General features: G+C 42.8%; 22 protein-coding genes and 1 tRNA gene. 8 read left to right on the top strand and 15 right to left on the bottom strand.

Annotation, left to right across the window (positions count from 1 at the left end):
- Nucleotides 1–137 precede the first annotated feature (137 nt).
- Nucleotides 138–863 carry a CPBP family intramembrane glutamic endopeptidase gene (locus tag ACFO0S_RS06610; protein WP_378141011.1) on the top strand — a complete coding sequence of 242 codons (726 nt, stop codon included), beginning with the start codon at nucleotides 138–140 and terminating at the stop codon, nucleotides 861–863.
- A 40-nt stretch (nucleotides 864–903) separates the two neighbouring features.
- Here the strand turns inward: ACFO0S_RS06610 and tatC are convergent, their stop codons facing one another.
- The 3 genes from tatC to ACFO0S_RS06595 all read right to left on the bottom strand — a co-directional run bounded on the left by tatC (nucleotide 904) and on the right by ACFO0S_RS06595 (nucleotide 2,612).
- Nucleotides 904–1,671, bottom strand: coding sequence for a twin-arginine translocase subunit TatC (gene tatC, locus ACFO0S_RS06605; protein ID WP_378141010.1), 768 nt, complete (start codon nucleotides 1,669–1,671; stop codon nucleotides 904–906).
- 17 nt (nucleotides 1,672–1,688) lie between these two features.
- Nucleotides 1,689–1,883, bottom strand: a complete 195-nt coding sequence (locus tag ACFO0S_RS06600) for a twin-arginine translocase TatA/TatE family subunit (protein ID WP_378141009.1) — start codon at nucleotides 1,881–1,883, stop codon at nucleotides 1,689–1,691.
- A 93-nt stretch (nucleotides 1,884–1,976) separates the two neighbouring features.
- Nucleotides 1,977–2,612, bottom strand: a complete 636-nt coding sequence (locus ACFO0S_RS06595) for a redox-sensing transcriptional repressor Rex (RefSeq protein WP_378141008.1) — start codon at nucleotides 2,610–2,612, stop codon at nucleotides 1,977–1,979.
- Nucleotides 2,613–2,734: 122 nt separating this feature from the next.
- Between ACFO0S_RS06595 and ACFO0S_RS06590 the strand changes: the two genes are divergently transcribed.
- The gene (locus tag ACFO0S_RS06590) at nucleotides 2,735–4,669 is read left to right on the top strand and encodes an ABC-F family ATP-binding cassette domain-containing protein (protein ID WP_378141007.1); all 1,935 of its coding nucleotides are present in this window, start codon (nucleotides 2,735–2,737) and stop codon (nucleotides 4,667–4,669) included.
- A gap of 366 nt (nucleotides 4,670–5,035) precedes the next feature.
- Here the strand turns inward: ACFO0S_RS06590 and tsaD are convergent, their stop codons facing one another.
- The 5 genes from tsaD to ACFO0S_RS06565 form a co-directional block, all read right to left on the bottom strand.
- A complete protein-coding gene (tsaD, locus tag ACFO0S_RS06585) occupies nucleotides 5,036–6,046 on the bottom strand; it encodes a tRNA (adenosine(37)-N6)-threonylcarbamoyltransferase complex transferase subunit TsaD (protein WP_378141006.1) in 1,011 nt (336 codons plus the stop codon).
- Nucleotides 6,043–6,495 carry a ribosomal protein S18-alanine N-acetyltransferase gene (gene rimI / locus ACFO0S_RS06580; protein WP_378141005.1) on the bottom strand — a complete coding sequence of 151 codons (453 nt, stop codon included), beginning with the start codon at nucleotides 6,493–6,495 and terminating at the stop codon, nucleotides 6,043–6,045. The genes tsaD and rimI overlap by 4 nt, the downstream gene beginning before the upstream one ends.
- The gene (gene tsaB, locus ACFO0S_RS06575; protein ID WP_378141004.1) at nucleotides 6,488–7,162 is read right to left on the bottom strand and encodes a tRNA (adenosine(37)-N6)-threonylcarbamoyltransferase complex dimerization subunit type 1 TsaB; all 675 of its coding nucleotides are present in this window, start codon (nucleotides 7,160–7,162) and stop codon (nucleotides 6,488–6,490) included. The genes rimI and tsaB overlap by 8 nt, the downstream gene beginning before the upstream one ends.
- The gene (gene tsaE / locus ACFO0S_RS06570; protein ID WP_378141003.1) at nucleotides 7,143–7,607 is read right to left on the bottom strand and encodes a tRNA (adenosine(37)-N6)-threonylcarbamoyltransferase complex ATPase subunit type 1 TsaE; all 465 of its coding nucleotides are present in this window, start codon (nucleotides 7,605–7,607) and stop codon (nucleotides 7,143–7,145) included. The genes tsaB and tsaE overlap by 20 nt, the downstream gene beginning before the upstream one ends.
- Before the next feature lie 62 nt (nucleotides 7,608–7,669).
- Nucleotides 7,670–8,287: a GDSL-type esterase/lipase family protein gene (locus tag ACFO0S_RS06565; RefSeq protein ID WP_378141002.1), complete on the bottom strand. Its 618-nt coding sequence runs from the start codon at nucleotides 8,285–8,287 to the stop codon at nucleotides 7,670–7,672.
- A gap of 94 nt (nucleotides 8,288–8,381) precedes the next feature.
- Between ACFO0S_RS06565 and ACFO0S_RS06560 the strand changes: the two genes are divergently transcribed.
- Entirely contained in the window at nucleotides 8,382–9,449 is a 1,068-nt protein-coding gene (locus ACFO0S_RS06560; protein WP_378141001.1) for an acyltransferase family protein, read from the top strand.
- A 15-nt stretch (nucleotides 9,450–9,464) separates the two neighbouring features.
- The gene (locus tag ACFO0S_RS06555; RefSeq protein ID WP_378141000.1) at nucleotides 9,465–9,923 is read left to right on the top strand and encodes a BsuPI-related putative proteinase inhibitor; all 459 of its coding nucleotides are present in this window, start codon (nucleotides 9,465–9,467) and stop codon (nucleotides 9,921–9,923) included.
- Between the two features lie 44 nt (nucleotides 9,924–9,967).
- On the opposite strand, the gene ACFO0S_RS06550 is transcribed toward ACFO0S_RS06555, so the two are convergent.
- The 4 genes from ACFO0S_RS06550 to ACFO0S_RS06535 form a co-directional block, all read right to left on the bottom strand.
- Nucleotides 9,968–10,810, bottom strand: coding sequence for a sugar ABC transporter permease (locus tag ACFO0S_RS06550; protein WP_378140999.1), 843 nt, complete (start codon nucleotides 10,808–10,810; stop codon nucleotides 9,968–9,970).
- Nucleotides 10,810–12,093: a carbohydrate ABC transporter permease gene (locus ACFO0S_RS06545; RefSeq protein WP_378140998.1), complete on the bottom strand. Its 1,284-nt coding sequence runs from the start codon at nucleotides 12,091–12,093 to the stop codon at nucleotides 10,810–10,812. The genes ACFO0S_RS06550 and ACFO0S_RS06545 overlap by 1 nt, the downstream gene beginning before the upstream one ends.
- An 85-nt stretch (nucleotides 12,094–12,178) precedes the next feature.
- On the bottom strand, nucleotides 12,179–13,462 hold the full coding sequence (locus ACFO0S_RS06540; protein ID WP_378140997.1) for an extracellular solute-binding protein: 1,284 nt from the start codon (nucleotides 13,460–13,462) through the stop codon (nucleotides 12,179–12,181).
- Between the two features lie 272 nt (nucleotides 13,463–13,734).
- Nucleotides 13,735–14,256 (bottom strand): GyrI-like domain-containing protein, encoded by a 522-nt coding sequence (locus ACFO0S_RS06535; protein WP_378140996.1) that lies wholly within the window; start codon nucleotides 14,254–14,256, stop codon nucleotides 13,735–13,737.
- A 177-nt stretch (nucleotides 14,257–14,433) separates the two neighbouring features.
- Between ACFO0S_RS06535 and ACFO0S_RS06530 the strand changes: the two genes are divergently transcribed.
- Nucleotides 14,434–14,757 carry a four-helix bundle copper-binding protein gene (locus tag ACFO0S_RS06530; RefSeq protein ID WP_378140995.1) on the top strand — a complete coding sequence of 108 codons (324 nt, stop codon included), beginning with the start codon at nucleotides 14,434–14,436 and terminating at the stop codon, nucleotides 14,755–14,757.
- 34 nt (nucleotides 14,758–14,791) lie between these two features.
- Here ACFO0S_RS06530 and ACFO0S_RS06525 read toward each other — a convergent pair whose 3' ends face one another.
- From ACFO0S_RS06525 to ACFO0S_RS06515, 3 genes are all read right to left on the bottom strand, one after another.
- Entirely contained in the window at nucleotides 14,792–14,887 is a 96-nt protein-coding gene (locus ACFO0S_RS06525; RefSeq protein WP_239584934.1) for a putative holin-like toxin, read from the bottom strand.
- A 136-nt stretch (nucleotides 14,888–15,023) separates the two neighbouring features.
- Nucleotides 15,024–15,096 (bottom strand) — tRNA-Ala (locus ACFO0S_RS06520).
- A gap of 56 nt (nucleotides 15,097–15,152) precedes the next feature.
- Nucleotides 15,153–17,147 carry an ABC1 kinase family protein gene (locus tag ACFO0S_RS06515; protein WP_378140994.1) on the bottom strand — a complete coding sequence of 665 codons (1,995 nt, stop codon included), beginning with the start codon at nucleotides 17,145–17,147 and terminating at the stop codon, nucleotides 15,153–15,155.
- 139 nt (nucleotides 17,148–17,286) lie between these two features.
- Here ACFO0S_RS06515 and ACFO0S_RS06510 point away from each other — a divergent pair, with 139 nt between their 5' ends.
- The 3 genes from ACFO0S_RS06510 to ACFO0S_RS06500 all read left to right on the top strand — a co-directional run bounded on the left by ACFO0S_RS06510 (nucleotide 17,287) and on the right by ACFO0S_RS06500 (nucleotide 18,806).
- Nucleotides 17,287–17,733: a small multi-drug export protein gene (locus ACFO0S_RS06510; protein ID WP_378140993.1), complete on the top strand. Its 447-nt coding sequence runs from the start codon at nucleotides 17,287–17,289 to the stop codon at nucleotides 17,731–17,733.
- A gap of 9 nt (nucleotides 17,734–17,742) precedes the next feature.
- Nucleotides 17,743–18,051 carry a TIGR04104 family putative zinc finger protein gene (locus tag ACFO0S_RS06505; protein ID WP_378140992.1) on the top strand — a complete coding sequence of 103 codons (309 nt, stop codon included), beginning with the start codon at nucleotides 17,743–17,745 and terminating at the stop codon, nucleotides 18,049–18,051.
- 563 nt (nucleotides 18,052–18,614) lie between these two features.
- A complete protein-coding gene (locus tag ACFO0S_RS06500) occupies nucleotides 18,615–18,806 on the top strand; it encodes a hypothetical protein (RefSeq protein ID WP_378140991.1) in 192 nt (63 codons plus the stop codon).
- The last annotated feature ends 67 nt before the right edge of the window (nucleotides 18,807–18,873 follow it).

The raw sequence follows: 18,873 nt of genomic DNA, 5'->3' as shown, positions 1-18,873 counted from the left end.
CACATCTTGAGTGCTAATACACTAATTATAATAATAAATGCCGCTTCTGAATGCAAGTGAGAAGATGAAATTTTGGATTAATTTTTTTGATGCGGTACAATATAGAAAGATTCTGTTTCGAAGAAAGGAAACACATGATGTCTCACCAAAAAATTGCCTTCTCTTTACTGATTACGTACGTTATTATGCAACTTAGTGGCGCTGTAGGACCGATACCATTCCTCTTCCTATTTGAACGGATGGGCACTGAAGACCCTCAGATGCAAGCAGTCGGTTGGTGGATTTTCTCTAGCATGCTTGCAGCCGTCGTCGTATTTTTTTATTTTATCCGGAAAGATAAAACATTTTTAAAGCCCCTTGGCCCGAAACCGTCCTCAACGGGTGCCGTCATCGGCTGGGGGTTCATCGGGTTTTTCATGGTGCTCTTCGGCCAAGCCTTTGCGGCAGGAATCGAGCAGTTACTCGGGGTCGAACCTGGTTCAGAAAACACAGCTATATTTATAGAGATTGCCCGTTCTGTTCCGGTCGTCATTTTCGCTATTGCGATTTTTGCACCTATTCTCGAAGAGATTTTATTCCGCCGCATTTTGTTCGGGATGTTGCTTCCACGTTCCAACTTTTTTATTGCCGCGCTGATCAGTTCCATCATGTTCGGTATCATTCACTTTGAATTCACCCACATCATACTGTATTCCGTGTCGGGCTTTATATTCGCCTTTATTTACTACAAGACGAAACGCATTGCCGCTTCGATACTTGCCCACATGCTACTCAACAGCTTTGTGGTACTCGTACAGTTCTTCCAAGAAGATCTTCAACGCTTCGCAGAACGCTACGGGCAACTGTTTATCTTCTTTAACTAACAAAAAGACCTTTCTCCCAAGTCTGGAAGAAAGGCCTTTTTTAGTTTTGCATCATGCGTTGCTGCTCTTCGAGTTCTCGCTTCGCTTCCGCCGCCAAGTATTTACGATACCCTACCCGTGAAATCGCAATACTGATTTCATACAAGATAAAGAGTGGTACGGACGTGAATAAATGAGAGACTAAATCTGGCGGTGTGATAAATGCTGCAATGACAAAGAGTACAAAGTACGCGACTTTCCGCGCTTTGACAAGCATTTGCGGATTCACAAGACCCAGTCTTGTTAAGAACAATAAAACAATCGGCAATTGAAAGATGATTCCAAATGGAATCGTAATTTGAAAGATAAAGTTAAAATAATCGTTGATACTGATGATTTGTGTAATTCCGAGTTCTCCTGCCAATCCGGTCATAAAGGACATGAGATACGGGAACAACAGGAAATACGAAAAGGATATCCCACCGATAAATAGAAGAAACGCAAATGGGATGTAACTAAGAGTTGCCCGACGTTCTTGATCTTGTAGCCCTGGGCTCACAAAGGCCCATAGCTGATACGAGATGATCGGGGATGTAAACGTGAATGCGAGGAACAAGACCACTTTCAAGTAAATGAGAAAAGGATCCATAACCTGAAGCGCATTCAATGTGATATTTTGAGCGGTTTCCGCATTTTGAAGATAATTAATGAGTGGTTTCGCTAAAAAAAAGCTACCAATCACAGCGATTGTCAGAAAAAAAACCATAACAAACAACCGTTTTCGGAGCTCATTTAAATGTTCCACCACTGTAAATTCATTGTTATTCATGAATTGAACATCCTAACTTACTTAACGTCGTCAGATTTCGGTGGATCTACTTTTTTCACATCATCGTCATCATCTGCTAAGCCTTTTGTAGCCGTCTTAAATTCACGCAAAGTTGAACCCATAGCGCGTCCAAGTTCCGGTAATTTTTTCGGCCCGAACAAAAGAAGTGCAACTATACCAATAACAATTAAGCTGATTGGACCTGCAGTCATTGCGGGCACCTCCTTAAGTAGTATGCCTTCATCTTACATCATTTGTTAACAATTTGCTATTTCTAGACAGTGCCTATATGTGACAGTTTGACGTCAACTGTGGTTACGAATCATATAGATGAGAGTTTGTAACTCTACCGACAGGTCAATGGTTTGGACGCGAATGCGATCATTCACATTGAGTCGCACAGGAGAGAAATTAAGGATTCCTCGGATTGAAGTCAATTCAAGCCGTTCGGCAGTTGCTTGAGCGGTTCGACTAGGTACCGTCAAGATACAAAGCTCCACACCAAACTCTTCAATCTTCTCCTCGAGTAGATCCGGATGGAACACAGGGATGCCTGACTTCTCTTCCCCGTCCATTGGTGCATGGGAATCAAATGCTACGACGATACGGGTATTATGATTTTTATGGAAATTATAATTTAAAAAAGCGGTTCCTAAATTTCCGACACCAATCAACGCAACATTGGTTGCCTCATCTTGATCGAGTGTTTGTCGGAAGAAATTTAGTAAATGTTCCACATCATAGCCATATCCTTTTTTACCGAGTGCGCCGAAGTGAGAAAAGTCTCTACGGATCGTTGCCGAATCAATATTCATGGCATCACTGAGCTCTTGGGAAGAGACACGTGTTTGCCCTGCTTTATGGAAATTCTGAAGGAATCGGTAATAAAGAGGTAAACGTTTCGTTGTGGCTTGTGGAATTTTATGTTTGTCGACTGTCACCATTTTCGCCTCCTGTAAATCACGTTTATCTTACACCTGAGAGCGCTTCCTGTAAAGCGCACGCATTGAATCCACCGCACGCTTCAAGTAAACTTGAGAAAGAGAATAGAGGTGCAACATACGTGATTATTTTACAAGTTCAAAATGTCACCAAATCATTTGCAGGAGAAGACATCTTAATCAACTGCAAACTTGAAGTCAAAGAGCGGGAACGCGTAGCTCTTGTCGGACGAAATGGTGCAGGAAAATCAACTCTCCTGAAAATCATTGCAGGAGAAATGAGCTACGATTCAGGCGAGATTGTCATGCCTAAAAATAAAACATTCGGTTATTTAGAACAACATTCCGGAATTGACAGTCCTCTCTCCATTTGGAACGAGATGATGACGGTATTCGAACCACTGAAACAACAAGAGCAAGAACTTCGAGCCCTTGAGAAGCAAATGGCTGATCCGGATGTCTACAATGACCCTTCAGCGTTTCAGAAAGTGACAACGATGTATGATCAAGCGCAACAAGATTTTAAAGACGCAGGTGGCTTCCGCTATGAAAGTGATACGCGCTCCATCTTGCATGGTCTCCAGTTTTACCCTGAGGACTATGACAAGCCCGTAACCGCTCTTTCCGGAGGACAACGAACGCGTCTTGCTTTAGCAAAACAACTGTTGATTCAACCTGACCTGCTGCTACTCGATGAGCCGACCAACCACTTAGACATCGAGACGCTCGCCTTTCTAGAAAACTATTTAAAGAACTATCCAGGATCTCTCGTCATCGTCTCCCATGACCGGTATTTCCTCGATCAAGTGACGAATCTGGTCTATGAAGTATCTCGGAAGAAAGTGACGCGGTATGTTGGCAATTACTCTGCGTATCTCACTCAAAAAGCATTGCAGTATGAAAAAGATCAAAAGACGTTTGAACGACAACAAGAAGAAAAAGCAAAGCTTGAAGAGTTCGTGCAAAAGAACCTGGCCCGTGCTTCAACGACGAAGATGGCTCAGTCCCGTAGGAAGGTCTTGGAGAAAACGGACTGGATGGATTCTCCGGATGGCGATGAAAAATCCGCGTCCTTCGGCTTTACTCTTGACCGTGAGAGCGGCAATGATGTGCTAAGGATTGAAGATCTAGCGATTGGGTATGGAGAAAAAATCGTCGCTCGTGGCATTCAATTCCCTGTCTATAAAAGGGACCGGATCGCACTAATTGGTCCGAACGGGATTGGAAAGTCTACGTTACTCAAAACCATCATGAAGAAAATCGACGCAGAAAAAGGCTCCGTCTTCTATGGCACGAATGTCCAGTTTGGCTATTATGATCAGGAACAAGCGGAACTGCATACATCGAAAAGTGTTCTCCAAGAGCTGTGGGATGAATGGCCGATGATGAATGAACGCGATGTGCGCACGGTCCTTGGTCGCTTCCTATTTTCCGGAGACGATGTATCCAAACCGGTCTCTTCTTTATCGGGGGGAGAAAAAGCTCGTCTTGCTTTAGCCAAACTCATGTTACTTAAGGCGAATACGCTCATCCTTGATGAGCCGACGAACCACTTGGATTTAGACAGTAAAGAGATTTTAGAGAATGCGCTCATCGATTACAGAGGCACCCTGGTCTTCGTTTCTCATGACCGCTACTTCATCAATCGCATCGCGACAAAAGTGGTTGAGCTTTCTCCTGAAGGAAGTGAGGTATTCTTAGGGGACTATGACTACTATTTGGAGAAGAAAGAAGAACAACGGGAACTGGCGTTAGAATTAGAAACCGCAGCTTCCCCATCTGTTCAAACGCAATCGACAGATACGACCTCTCAAATTGATAGGACAGCGAAAAAACGCGAACGTCAGCTATCGCGAAAAGTGGCTGAGATTGAAGAAGCTTTACACGCCTTGGAAAATCAGATGAAGACACTCGAAAACGAACTGTCAAAACCGGAAGTTTTCGGAGACCATACACAAGTCGTTACGCTCACTTCTGAGCTAGATGAAAAGAAGACTGCCCATGAAGAGTTATCCATGGAATGGCTAGAGATCCATGAGGAATTAGAGAGTTTATAGAACCGGCCCAATGTCGGTTCTTTTTTTCGTGTTATTTCGACATTTTTCTACTATATATGGGTCAAGTCTTTTTTCCCGTAACATTTATTCCACAAAGTAATTCACAGAAAAAAGCTTGATTTATCAACTATCAACAGTCTTATACACATTATCCACAGATCAAAATAGAAGTTACGCACATTTTTTTTAGTTATGTACACACAACATATTGAATTCCATCTAGTTATGCACAAGTTACTAACAAATTGTGCATAAGTACAAATGTTCCGTCTTGACGAATGAAGTCGAATTTGTTAACAAATTTAACAATGTTGTAATATTCGAAATATTTAATGAGCATAAAGAAAAAACCATAGTTTCCTATGGTTAGTTCCAACTCTTAAGGGGCATGCCCGGTCGTCCGTTCATATCGAATCCAGCAAAGTCCCCTGCTTTATATTTTGAGTAACCAGCTGCCGCGATCATCGCAGCATTGTCCGTACATAATGGGAGTGATGGTACGTAAAACGGAATGTTTGCTTCTTTAAACGTCATTTCAAGTTTCGCACGTAAGCCTTTGTTGGCGGCTACTCCACCTGCAGCAATAACTTGTTTTACACCATACGCCTCGGCTGCTCGACGTGTTTTTTCCGTCACTACTTCCACCACACTCTGTTGAAAGCCCGCTGCCACATGGGAAGGGTTGATTTCTTCGCCTTTTTGTTGAAGATTGTGCTGGTAGTTGATGACCGCTGACTTCAACCCACTAAAGCTGAAATCATAGGAGTCTTCCTCTAACCAGACGCGAGGAAACTCGACAGCTCCATCACTAGTAGAAGCGAGACGATCGATGTGAGGTCCTCCCGGGTAAGGAAGTTTCAATACGCGCGCCACCTTGTCATACGCTTCCCCTGCTGCATCGTCGCGTGTCTCTCCAATTTTTTCAAAGCGCCCATCCTCTTCCATGACCACTAGCTCCGTATGTCCACCGGAGATGACAAGAGCAAGCATAGGAAACTCCATCGGATGCTCTAAAGCATTCGCATAAACATGTCCTGCGATATGATGGACACCAATGAGTGGCAACTGGTTAGCAAATGCAAAGGCTTTTGCTGCTTGAATACCGATGAGTAAGGCTCCTACAAGACCAGGGCCTTCCGTGACCGCTACAGCTGATAAGTCTTTGGGTTGCAGATCCGCCTGTTTCATCGCTTCTTCAATCACCAGTGTAATCTGTTCGACATGGTGACGCGAAGCAATTTCCGGTACGACTCCGCCAAACCGTTTGTGACTTTCAATCTGAGAGGCGACGACATTGGAAACAATGACCGTCCCGTCCTTCACAACGGAAGCTGCCGTCTCATCACAACTTGTTTCTATTCCTAATATATATGTCATTCGAATTCCACCCACATCACGAGCGCGTCTTCTTGCGTATCCGTGTAATAGTTTTTGCGGATTCCACCGTCCTGGAATCCTAATTTATAATAAAGATTTTTAGCCGTATCATTTGAAACGCGCACTTCAAGCGTCATCACTCGTCCGCCATGCGCTTTCGTAATGGACATCGCTTCACGCATCAGTGCTTCTCCAATCTTTTGGCCACGCAATCGTTTCGTGACCGCTACGTTCGTGATGTGACATTCGTCTTCTACGAGCCACATGCCACAAAATGCGACAACTTCCCCTTCCTCGTCTTCACCCACAACATAATAGGCAAAGCGATTACCGATCATCTCATGCACAAATGCATCACGTGACCATGGTGTTGGAAACGCCTCTTTTTCCAGTGTCCAAACAGCATCTACATCATCTAGTGTCATTTTACGCAACGTGATGTCATTCATTGGCTTTCAACCAGTTCGCTTCCGCTTCTGTGATTCGTAAATAAGACGGCGTCAGGTCATGAACCGCTTCTACTGGTTCTTTAGTCATCGCGAGTCGAATAAGAGAAGCCGCACTTGGAAGCTGTTGTTCAAGTTCAGCGAAATAAGATTCGAGATCCGTTGCTTTGATTTGCTCTTGATAAATAGCCGTATCGAGACCCACCCAGAGGACAGGTTCTCCAGCTTGTTGCAAGAAGCGAAGCAATTCATCAAATGCTAAATGCTTCTCAAGTTTCTCTTCACCTTGCTTATAGACACCAACAAACACGTGATTTCGTCTCGCGTCCATAATACTTACTGTCAGTCCAGGAAACCATCTACCACCGGCTGCCAGCACTTCTAGGCTAGAGACTGGATAGACTGGAATTTGGAGTGACCACGCAAGAGTTTTTGCCAGTGTCATCCCAATTCGGATGCCCGTATACGAACCTGGCCCTTTCGCTACTGCGATGGCCCCTAGGTCTTGCGGTGTCAGTTTGACTTCCTCAAGGAGACGCACAACAGCAGGCATAGCGCCAGCTGAATGAGTTAGGCCTCGACTATCTCGGTGCTCGTCAATCACTACCCCATCCTTTACTATCGCGACACTAAGTGGTTTTGTCGATGTATCAATTCCTAGCCAAATCATCTGCAAGCTCCTTTACCAACTGTTCAAATCGAGCACCTTTTCCGTGCATCGTACACATGCGTTCGCCATGTTCCGTCAGCGTGATGGTCATCTCCAGTCGCTCATCCGGAAGGGCATACTCAATGTACCGTGCCCATTCAACGACAGAGATGGCTTCCCCGTCAAAGATTTCATCCCATCCGAGATCTTCCTCACTATCTGCCAGTCGGTAGACATCGAGATGATGAAAAGGGACACGTCCTTCATACATCTTATAGATGGTAAACGTCGGACTGTTGACGTTCCCTTCCACGCCAAGAGCTTCCGCGAAAAACTTGGTCCACGTCGTCTTTCCTGCACCTAAGTCGCCTTCTAATGTCAAAACTTCTCCACCACTAAGTTTATCTGCTAGCGCCTTGGCATGTTGTTTTGTATCTTTAAGTGTTGTCCATCTAAATTGAGTCATCGTTTCTTCTCCGTTCTTATGCACTGCCCTTCATTATAATATGAAGCTTCTGAAGATGCCACCTATGTAAACAGCTGCTTCAGGCGACCAAGAAAAGATACCTTCCGGGCTGGCACATGTTGTTTATAAGCTTCAATCACAGGTGCGAACGTTTCAGCAACAAGAGTATACCCTGCATCTCCGTAGTGAAGGCCGTCGTCTTCCATACCTCGAAGGAGTTCATTGAGATCTGGACGTTTCATAAATGCCGAATACAGGTCAATGAAGCCAGTACCATATTTGTCAGCAACCATTTTTACCGCTTCCCCGTAGGATTCAAGTACTTGATTAGACCGGTTCGGTTGTAGTGTCTCATCCACAGGTGGTGGCGTCACTAAAATACAATGTTTTGGTCCGATAGCTTCTACAATCTGTTCCAAGTTCACTTGATACATTTCACGAGGCACATGCTTATGCACGGCAGAATCATTGGAACCGAATTGGATTACTGCGATGTCTGGTTGAATACTGAGTACATCTTGCTTCAACCTCTTCATTGCGTCGGTTGTTGTATTTCCACCTATTCCTTTATTGATCAGCTGATCTTCCGGAAAATATGGGTTTAGTTTGGCATTCAGCATAGGCTCCTCTAGTCCCTCATGACGTGCAATTAAACTATCTCCAAAAAGCAATATTTCCATTGGTAATATCCTCCAGGTTTAGATTCTATCAAAATGATGGTATTATACCGTTTGACAACAATTCAGCACGACTATGCCTCTAGGAGGAATCATCATGACAAAAAATAGGATTACATGGCTTGACGCTGCCAAAGGATCTTTAATGATTCTTGTGGTTCTTGGACACTATCCAGGAGAAATGCCATTCCCACTCATTCAATATATTTATTGGTTTCACATGCCAGCCTTCTTTTTATTAAGCGGCATTTTCTTTAAGGAAGTTGCATCTCTGAAAGAGGCAAATGGCGCATTAACCAAACGATTTATGCAATTATTATTCCCTTATTTCTTCTTTTTAGTCTCTATTACATTGGTTCGATACTCGATGGAGCTTACCACTCTTAATTTTGATTGGCGTTGGTATGCGGAAGATTTCTTTAAAATCCTTGTCGGTGGCCGTTTCGCGCGTGGTGCATACGGTGTTATCTGGTTTATTACGACGCTTTATTTCTCGTATGTCATTTTTACATTTTTAACACTCTACGCATCTCGTAACGTACAATATGTCATTCTCGCTGTACTCTATAGTGTAGCGCATATTCAAAGTTTTTGGGCGATGGACGTGGTAGGCGGTGCTCCAGACGAAGCCTCTCAAAACATTCCAATGCTCTGGAACCTTGATGTCGCTTTTATTGCCGTCGTCTACTTTGCGCTAGGGAGCTATCTAAAAGACTTCTGGCTTAAGATTTCGAACCGGACGGGTTGGATTGCGCTCGGCGTCACAGTGACGGCTATCATCGTCGATAAAATTGGCTGGATCGATTATCATTTAAGCCTCAAATTTTTACGATACAATCACTTTTTCTTAGATCTCGTCATCCCACTTGCGATGATCATTGTCTTCATCTGGGTGTTCCAATTTGTAGCTAGGCATTTCCAAATGCGCATGCTTCCATATATCGAGAAGCATTCGATTGCGATCATGTACCTTCATATCTTTACGTATATGATTCTTAATGATTATTTTACTTTCGGGCCGATTCTGTTCACAGTTACGGGTATTCTCTTCCCGATTCTCGTGTCCATACTCATGCTCCGTTTTCTTCCATACGGAGAAGTCGCTCTTGGAAATATTTCGCGGATACGTGTAACGAAAAAACCATTTCTGAAGTCTACTTCATAAAGGAGGAATTGTCCAATGAAGAAGTGGATACTTATCATACTAGCTGCACTAGTTATGCTGCTTGCGGCTTGCGGGTCCATGAGTAATCAAACAACAGGAGCAGGTGAGGAGATGCCAGGTGAACTTTCACAACAAATCAAAGAACAAGATGGCGAATATTTTTTGGTCATAACAAACGATACGAACGAAGATGTCACATTAACATTTACAAGCGGTCAGTTATTTGAATATCAACTGATTGATGATACCAAAGAACCTCTTTTCACGTATTCTATGAATAAAATGTTTACACAAGCTTTGACAGAACAAGTCGTTGCAGCAGGTAAGACATGGGAATTACCTTTAGATATCACGACAGAGCTTTCCACGATGCAAGTTCCTGCCGGGACGTATCAATTAGACGTCTGGTCACTTGCGGAACAATTTGAAGGTGAAAAAGTTACCATGAACGACTTTATGTGGTCTGGAGAATAAGTAAAAGACACGTTGCCAAATGTTGCGCAACGTGTCTTTTTTTATTACCCTTTTGTTCCTCCTGCTGTCAGGCCAGAAACGAAATACTTTTGGAACATCAAGAACAGAATCGCAATCGGAACAGCAACGAGTACAGCTCCGGCAGCAAATGTTGTAAACGAGTTCCCAAATTGCTTAGCGACCAGGTCATACAGTCCCACAGCTAACGTGAACTGTTCATTGGATCGAAGCAAGATTCGTGCAATGATGAAGTCACCAAGTGGCGCAATAAACGCGAACAAGGCCACGACCGAGATAATCGGTTTAGCAAGCGGCATAATGATTTGAATGAAAATACGAAAGTGTCCCGCACCATCCATGCGCGCCGATTCATCCAAGTCCTTCGGAATCGTATCTAAGTACCCTTTCATGAGCCACGTGCTCATAGGAATCTGCCCGCCTACATAGAACAAAATCAATCCGAAATGCGTATCGATTAAATTTAAGCGGTTGGCTAGTACAAAGATCGCAATCAATGCTGCAAAGTTAGGAATCATTTGTAGGATCAAGAACGTCATCAGTCCATTCTTTCTCCCAATGAATCGGTAACGAGAAAAGGAGTACGCTGTGAATGATACTAAAATAACGGAGAAGATCATGGTTAAAATACTGATTTTCATTGAATTCCAATACCATAATAAATAATTGGAACGCTCTAAATCAAATAGAAATTCGTAATGCTTCGTCGTTGGATTTGAAGGAAACATCGATGATCCCGATAAACTATCTCCTGGGTTGAACGAAGAACCTAGCACCCAAAGTAGTGGATAAAGAACGACAATACTCATCAAGGCAATAATGAGATAAGAAACGGTCAAACGAAGGACTTTTGCTTGTTTTCTATTCATTACATCATGTCCTCCTCTTGGAACGATTTCGTACGTCTAAACTGCCACAAGGCAACAGAAATAACAATTAAGGAGAGGATCATCGTGATGGCAGCGGCTTTTCCGTACTGCGCACTTGTCATCGTCAAACGATAGATCCAGGATATCAATATGTCTGTTCCGCCGGCATTTTGACTCGGTAGTGCCGGTCCTCCTCCGTTGAATAGGAAGATGACGTTAAAGTTATTGAAGTTGAACGTGTACTGTGTGATCAAGATCGGTGCGGTTGCATACAGCACGAGTGGCAAAGTGATCGAGAAAAACTTCTGGAACACAGAAGCTCCGTCCACATCCGCTGCTTCATACAACTCTTCTGGGATTGACTGAAGAATTCCTGTTGTCATAGCGAAGATGAACGGGAATCCAAGCCATGATTGAATCATTATGAGCGCTAATCGCGTAAACGTTTCGTTCGTCATCCATGGAATTGCGTCCATTCCAATCATCGGTAGAATGGTCTTATTGATCACTCCAAACGTATCATTGAACATCCCTGAGAAAATCAGAATTGTGATAAACGATGGGACAGCCCATGGAAGTATCATGATTGTCCGGTAGATAACTTTCCCTTTTAAGTCTTTTTGGTTGATTAAGATCGCTAAGAAAATACCAAGCGCTACTTGTAATGTGGTCGCTCCAAACGTCCAGACAATCGTCCACGTCAATACAGAGAAGAAAGTAGCACGCCACACATCTAATGTAAAGATGTCTTTAAAGTTCTGAAGACCAACCCAGTCCACGAGATTCGCTGGTGGAGAATGATATAGATCATAGTTCGTGAATGCAAGGAGCAAAACAAAAATAATCGGGAAAATGACCACAAAGATCAATAAGAAAAATCCTGGTGAGATCATTAGGTACGGGAATCCATTATCAATCAGGTTGTGATACTGCTGACGTACGGAATTCACACCTTCTCCAAGATCTCGCTTTTTCCCATTTTGATAGGCATCATACAAGTTAAATGCATATATACCTAATCCCATCACAGTCAAAAGTACAGCGATTATTCCATCAATCAGTAAGAAGACGGAGTGATCGAGTTTCGGAATTTCTCCAAGTGTGAAGAGTCCCCAATAACCAAAACCAATGTATTCAAAAAATACTGAGCCAAATGAAACAGCCAAAATCAGAAAGATAAGTCCTTTAAGTATCTGCTTATTATAAAATTGTCCAAACCCTGGCAGTATAGATAACAACAGGGCAGTTCTTCGGTGTTTAACGGAAGATATTGAATCTTTCATTCGGCCTAGCCTCCTATATGTAAAAAAAGTAACGAAAAGCGGTGTCGCATGACGCGTCTACCCGCTTTCCAGCTACTACAAGTTCTTAGTGGTTTGTTTCAATGTTTGTTTCGATTTGATCAACTGCTTCGTCAAGTGCTGCTTTTGGTTCTGATTTACTTGTTGCGATTGTTTGAAGTGCAGAAGCCATTGGTCCCCAAACTTCACCCATCTCTGGGATGTTTGGCATTGGTACTGCATATTGAGATTGAAGTGCTACTGCTTTCGCACCTTCGTTGTCCGCAATTGCAGGTTCTTCTACAAGTGCAACGTTCGGTGGGATTTCAGAAACTGCTTCAAAACGAGCAAGTGCTACTTCATCGCTTGTTAAGTGTTCAATTAATTTGGTAGACCAGTATGGATACTCAGTGAATGACGTTACGTGCCATCCTTTCACACCCATAAATGTTTTCATTGGCTCGCCATTTGGTAGTGTTGGCATTGCTGCTACACCGATGTCGATTCCAGCGTCACGCATACCTTGGAAAGCCCATGGTCCATTCATCACAGCGCCGACTTTTCCATCATTGAAAAGACCGTCCATTGCTGCACCGCCTGTTTCTCCAACGATACCTGCAGGGAATAGACCTTCAGAGTACCATTGTTGAATGTAGGCTGCACCTTCTACAGCGCCATCGTTATTTAAACCGATATCTTCACGGTCAAGACCCTCTGAACCTTCACCGAATACATAACCACCCATTCCGCCTAGTACAGCGTGAGAGAAGTAGAAATTATCCCATAGTGCTAGGAAACCGTAGTTATCGCCAGAAGTGAAGTCTTTTGAGAACGTATATAGTTCGTCCATTGTTGCAGGTGCTTCTTCCATTAACGCTTTGTTATAGATGAAAACTGGTGTTTCAGTTGCTTTTGGTAGTCCGTAAAGTGTTCCATTGAACATCTGTGCATTAACAGAGGATTCACTATAGCGAGAAAGTACGTCTTCTCCCACTGTAATTTCTTGAAGTAAACCTTCTGTTACCACTTGACCAATTTGATCATGTGGAAGTGTAACGATATCTGGTGCGTTTCCAGCAGGACCATCTAAACGAAGTTGGTCACGGATTGCATCCGCCATATTTAACTCTTTAAATTCAACTTGAATGCCGTGCTCTTCTTCAAATGAAACGATTGCTTCTTCTAACCAACCGGCTGATTTGTCGATATCTTCCCAAATCACAAGTTTTTCAGGCTTTTCTTCTGTAGCTCCTTGCTCTGTATCAGTACCTTCATCTGTTGGTGCAGCTGGTTCTTCGCGATCTGGTGCACAAGCTGAGACAACCATAGCGACGAAAAGAACAAGCAACATCATTAACCAATTTTTCTTCATTTTTGCCCCTCCTCCAAATGTTTCAAACTGATGCAAGCGTTTGCACAATCACCATAATAAAATTTCACTAAGCCATAAATGAATTTTATTATCATCATTTACCTCGTGAAATCAGTGAAAACGTTTGCATGAATTTATTTTTATTATATCGTTTCTCTGAATTATTACAATGCTTTTTTGAACAAATAGGAAAAATTAGCACATTGGTTGCATGGATAGACGAAATGCGCACAATTTTATCAAAGAAAAAACTCCCTCTTTTTGTGAGGAAGTTATCTTACTGCTAAATAGATATCCACTTCATTTGTACCTGAGAAGGGATTAAATGTATGATCCCACTCTTCTAGATCAAATCCAAGTGGTGTATATTCTTCATGTTGCTGACAAAATGCATAGAGAAAATCATGGGTCTCATGAATCTCTTCTGGGCTACCTTTATGAGTTGCTTTCATATAATGACAGGCAGGAACGGTGTAACTGCTCATATTTTCTGGAAGATGAATAGCTCGTTTCACTTTATATCCCATGAAATGCTTAAATCGGTCCTTCTTTGGATTAAAATCGGGAATTAAAGGATAGGACTGGATAAAAATGATTTCTTCAGCTGTGCGATGTTGAATCAGGTTTTTATGTAGAAGCAATTCATTGTACTTCATAAGGTTTAATCTCTTTTGTTCAACTTCTTTTAAACTCGCTTCAAATTGAAAACCTACAATAGTAAAGGCATCGCGCTTAACCAACTTCGGTTTCATCTCTGTTCCCTCCAGATATTGCTTCATTTCAATCTGTACCATAATAACCCTCCCCACAGTATGTTACTAAGTATTTCGATGAACAAATTTTTTTATGGGGGTTAAAACAAGTATATCAATAATAATTTTAAAAAAAGCGGGTGTCGAATTGGGAAATGTTTAAGTTCTAATATCCAGGGTACACGTGTAAGGACTATCTTTAATGGAAAGGATGATTCGATGAATTCACAGTACCAGGATCTTCTAAACGTCTTACACGACTGCGCATTAAGTTGCAATCACTGCTTTGATGCGTGTCTAGGTGAGGAAAATGTGGAGATGATGTCGGGATGTATTCGATTAGACCGAGAATGCGCAGATATGTGTTCCTACCTTGAACAAGCCATCATGCGAAATTCACCATTTATATCACAACTTGCAATAGTATGTGCAGAAATTTGTGAAGCTTGTGCAGAAGAATGTGGAAAGCACAATCATGACCATTGCCAACGATGTGCTGAGGCTTGCAAAAAATGTTCAGAGGCATGTCGTGCCGCTGCATAATTCTGCGAAAAGATAACTGTTCCCTCAGGAGCAGTTATTTTTTTTGAGTAAACGAATACGAGAGAGCCAGAATACTGACAATGAGTGTTCCGAAACCTATCATGAGAGTAATCCCTTCAAAAAAAGTCATGCGCCTCACTCCTTTCAAGCTGAGCAGGTCTCCTAAGTTGTTCCTTGGTGTTCTCATTATACCGCACATACGTTCGTATTTACAACAAAACAAAAACGGCTTTACGCCGTTTTGTAATTTTCCCAATATGGAAGTATGGAGACTATCGGGATCGAACCGACGACCTCTTGCATGCCATGCAAGCGCTCTCCCAGCTGAGCTAAGCCCCCGTGCTTCCTCATTTTACCCGTTTCCTCCTCTGTTGAAAAGAGGAAAATTCATTCTCTTACAACTTTTTTATATCCCTGATCGCTTGTACGGATAATCGGACCAATAAAATGGCGCATAAGAACAGCCCTACATAAGAGACTGTATTTAAATAAACGGCATATACCGTCTCAATAATCTGTGCAATAGCAAGGAGTGCTACGGAAATAATTCCAAAAGTGATTCCAACCATCAATAACACAAACTTCGAAAACAACAGCGTAATAAACTGGTTGTTCGCTTTATCTGAGAAGATGTCATGATGAAGGATAACCTTACCAGATTCTACCCGTTTGATCAGCTGATCAATCCGGCGTGGCAATTTACGTAAAGCTGGAATGGCAAGTGACAATTCTTCTTCAATTGTCTGTAGCACATGTTTCGGATCCTCAAAAGGTTTTTTCCACATGGCATGCATATAGTCTTCAGAGAATTCCTTCGCTTCACGGAACGTGTCGAAACTTGGGTGAATCGATCGCAGCGTTCCATCTAATGTAACCACGGAACGCAAAGCCTGCGCGACAGATGGATAGAACTGCATGCCGTGACTACGAACGATAGCGAACAACGACAATACCAGTTCCTGTGTCGGAATACGGTCGACAAACGAAACTTTTAGCAATAATTGTCCAAGCTCCTGTTCCATCTGGACACGGTCAATATGCGATGAATCTTTGATCATTTTTGTCATGGCATCATAAATGATGCCTTCATCCTGTTGGTGGAGACCGATCAGGAACAGTTGAAAAGCCTCTTGTTGTTCATTAGGAAGCCGTCCGACTGCCCCAAAGTCGAGTAAAGTTGCTTCTCCTGTTTTCGCATCAATAAAAATGTTTCCAGGGTGCGGGTCCGCATGGAAAATTCCTGGTCCTACCATCTGTTCGAAAAACGAGTAAAGAATCGACTGTGCCAGCTCATAGCGATCGAGCTCATGTTGAATAACCAGATGGTCGGCGTCTGTCACCGTGCACCCTTCGATATATTCCTGAACAATTAATCGATCATTAGAATAGCGTGTATAGACCATTGGCACTTTGACTGGATAGACACTTTCATTTACCGTCTGTGCAATCTGAAGTGTATTTCGAACTTCAATAGAGAAATCAATCTCTTCCCGGAATCCTTCAGCAAATCCTGTAGCCAAATCTTTGAATCCAATAGTCTCAGCCCAATCGGATCGTTCAGAAATCCAATCGGCAAAATCGAGTAGAATACTCAAATCATTATCCATGAGGTCACTCACATCCGGTCTGAGTAGTTTCACGATAACTTCTTGTTGCCCTTCTTTCAGCATAGCTCTATGTACCTGTCCAATCGACGCAGCAGCAAGCGGTGTATAGTCAAAATAGGCAAACGTATCCTCTACTTCACCGGGTAGTGCTTCGTTCAATATAAGATGGACTTGTTCTTCGGTAAGAGGCGTTACATGTTGTTGAAGTTCACTCAGCTCGCGAATGAACGCGCGTGGAAATAGTTCGGACCGAGTAGAGAGGACTTGACCAAACTTAACGAAAATTCCACCCGCCTGCTCTAAAGTTTGACGAAACGCCCTAGCAAGTTCTTCTTCATTCTCTCGATGCCGTGCATACTGTAGGGCCCGTGTAAAACCGTTTGTCATCGCAAGTTGTAGTACCTGTCGGAATCGCTTCTGACGTCTACGGTAGATAAACATCCGAGTCCAAAATGAATTATGTGCAGAAGGTTTTCCCCGCTCTGTTAATGCACGTGGATCAAACAGTTCGAAGAATAAGTAGAGTAACATGGCAATTAGGAGCATGCTTCCTGCCCAAATGATGGCACTTGGATCTGTCACTATATCATAGAAATCATAGTGTAAAAAGTTCGTCCCTCTTAAATAGGAATACCAATACACGACCGTCGTGAGTACAACACTAATGAGAACAGCCAAACTACGCTTTACAAAGTTAATACGTGTGCCCATCAGGCGGCCGGTAATAAGATAAATAATGGTTCCTAGTAGAAAGGTGACAATAAGTAACCCAACTAGTTTCATGTCGACGCCTCCTTGTACTCCCTATTTTCACGTATCCAGTATGGAAGTACAAGAACAATTTGTACATGAACCTTCACAAGCGAACTTATCCCAGTCTTGCTATACTAGAGAAGAAGACTTACTTTGGAGGCTATACAACATGTTTGAGTACTTTCTTGTGTTTTTGGGTGCTGCTATCCCGTGGCTAGAAATGGGCCTTGTCATACCTCTCGGAATTATCGGTGGTTTAAATCCTATCACGGTTACCATCGTTGCGATTATCGGCAATCTTCTGACCGTCCTGTTATTAATCATTGGCTTTGAAAAGTTTCAACAGTGGTTAGCAAAGCGCCGTGAAGGTAAAGAACAAATGCCTTCCAAGCGCTCCATTCGTGCTAAAGAACTTTGGAGAAAGTATGGATTGCCTGGTATGCTAATGCTCGGCCCCATTTTAATTGGTACACATGTAGCTGCATTTATTGCTCTCGTGCTCGGAGGATCAAAGCAGCGAACGACTGTATGGTCGGTCGTCAGCATTGTTGCCTGGGCCATCTTCTTTGCAGTCGTCACAGCACTCGGTTTTGATTTCTTTGTACGTTCAACTTAGGAGGCTTTTATGAAAAATCGAACATGTGCCACATGCAATCGTCAGTGGCCTTATAAATTGGCTTTAAAGAAAGCGTGGCAAGGAAAAGGGGCTGTGGAATGTCCTTATTGCCATACGTCACAGTATTTGACGCCACGCACACGACTCCATGCGGGGAGTTATGCCATTATGGCGATGGCGATCATTTTCATTGCTCGCGTTTTTGTGGAGATGACGACGATTCAATCTATCGTTGTAGCACTTGGCATCTTCTTTATCGTGTTTCTCGTGTATCCATTGACGATTGAGCTCACGGATGAGGAGAAGCAGCTGTTTTAGTGAATGAATAAAGTACCAACCAATCTTGGTACGTACTCTTGGGAATCAGTAAAGATACTAACTTCTGATACGAATTCTTTTGAATGCGAAGATAGAAATAGCGCTGGGGCATGCGAGTAGATCATGCATATCCCAGCGCTATTCTTATGTCTTCTTTCGCAGTACCATGTCTATCTTTACTTATCTTCCCTCATTTAATTCCTTTCTAGGAAGAACTTCAACACTTAAGGGGTTTTATGAAGCTGAGCGTGCGTTCATTGGCCATGAATGAGGAGTTATTAGCCATGAAACGCATTTTATTGACCATGAGTGAAGTGTTATTCGCCAAGATTTGCGATTCATTGGCCACAAACAGATTATTGGAAACTATTTCTGTTAAAAAAACTCCAATCCTGAACATTCACCTCCCCTTAATAGCGGATTTCCCAAGCCCTTGCTAGGAAGGGCTTCAACATTTTAAGGGTTTTCATATGCTGAGCGTAAGCCCGAATTCAAATAACGCATATTTTTCGAATGCACTTCCCGGTATGATCGTGGTATCACGAATGGGAGGTGCATTTTAATTGCCAACTGACTCACTAACAATCGTCCCCGTCCAATTGGAAACAAAAGAAGATTCGTCTAGGAACCAGCGACCACCGGTCAAGCCGATATGTACAATCCAAATCCAAGAGACGAAGGTCCACTTCTATCCTGATGTGAAGCCGTTCATCATCCAGACCGTGCTGAGAGAGCTGACGAGACATGATCATTGATTTTTCAAAAGCCAAGAATGTCTATATCATCTGTGGCAATACCGATATGCGGAAAGGAATCGACGGT

Origin of the sequence: Chryseomicrobium palamuruense (genome assembly GCF_042649045.1) — a bacterium.
Taxonomy (GTDB): Bacteria; Bacillota; Bacilli; order Bacillales_A; family Planococcaceae; genus Chryseomicrobium; species Chryseomicrobium palamuruense.
The sequence above is the reverse complement of the archived record's forward strand: the minus strand, read 5'-3'. Positions and strand labels throughout refer to the sequence as shown.

Bases quoted from the DNA above. Each gene is read 5' to 3' on its own strand.
- ACFO0S_RS06610 (WP_378141011.1), top strand. From the start codon at position 138: ATGTCTCACCAAAAAATTGCCTTCTCTTTACTGATTACGTACGTTATT.
- tatC (WP_378141010.1), bottom strand. From the start codon at position 1,671: ATGAATAACAATGAATTTACAGTGGTGGAACATTTAAATGAGCTCCGA.
- ACFO0S_RS06600 (WP_378141009.1), bottom strand. From the start codon at position 1,883: ATGACTGCAGGTCCAATCAGCTTAATTGTTATTGGTATAGTTGCACTT.
- tsaD (WP_378141006.1), bottom strand. From the start codon at position 6,046: ATGACATATATATTAGGAATAGAAACAAGTTGTGATGAGACGGCAGCT.
- rimI (WP_378141005.1), bottom strand. From the start codon at position 6,495: ATGAATGACATCACGTTGCGTAAAATGACACTAGATGATGTAGATGCT.
- tsaB (WP_378141004.1), bottom strand. From the start codon at position 7,162: ATGATTTGGCTAGGAATTGATACATCGACAAAACCACTTAGTGTCGCG.
- tsaE (WP_378141003.1), bottom strand. From the start codon at position 7,607: ATGACTCAATTTAGATGGACAACACTTAAAGATACAAAACAACATGCC.
- ACFO0S_RS06565 (WP_378141002.1), bottom strand. From the start codon at position 8,287: ATGGAAATATTGCTTTTTGGAGATAGTTTAATTGCACGTCATGAGGGA.
- ACFO0S_RS06560 (WP_378141001.1), top strand. From the start codon at position 8,382: ATGACAAAAAATAGGATTACATGGCTTGACGCTGCCAAAGGATCTTTA.
- ACFO0S_RS06555 (WP_378141000.1), top strand. From the start codon at position 9,465: ATGAAGAAGTGGATACTTATCATACTAGCTGCACTAGTTATGCTGCTT.
- ACFO0S_RS06550 (WP_378140999.1), bottom strand. From the start codon at position 10,810: ATGAATAGAAAACAAGCAAAAGTCCTTCGTTTGACCGTTTCTTATCTC.
- ACFO0S_RS06545 (WP_378140998.1), bottom strand. From the start codon at position 12,093: ATGAAAGATTCAATATCTTCCGTTAAACACCGAAGAACTGCCCTGTTG.
- ACFO0S_RS06540 (WP_378140997.1), bottom strand. From the start codon at position 13,462: ATGAAGAAAAATTGGTTAATGATGTTGCTTGTTCTTTTCGTCGCTATG.
- ACFO0S_RS06535 (WP_378140996.1), bottom strand. From the start codon at position 14,256: ATGGTACAGATTGAAATGAAGCAATATCTGGAGGGAACAGAGATGAAA.
- ACFO0S_RS06530 (WP_378140995.1), top strand. From the start codon at position 14,434: ATGAATTCACAGTACCAGGATCTTCTAAACGTCTTACACGACTGCGCA.
- ACFO0S_RS06525 (WP_239584934.1), bottom strand. From the start codon at position 14,887: ATGACTTTTTTTGAAGGGATTACTCTCATGATAGGTTTCGGAACACTC.
- ACFO0S_RS06515 (WP_378140994.1), bottom strand. From the start codon at position 17,147: ATGAAACTAGTTGGGTTACTTATTGTCACCTTTCTACTAGGAACCATT.
- ACFO0S_RS06510 (WP_378140993.1), top strand. From the start codon at position 17,287: ATGTTTGAGTACTTTCTTGTGTTTTTGGGTGCTGCTATCCCGTGGCTA.
- ACFO0S_RS06505 (WP_378140992.1), top strand. From the start codon at position 17,743: ATGAAAAATCGAACATGTGCCACATGCAATCGTCAGTGGCCTTATAAA.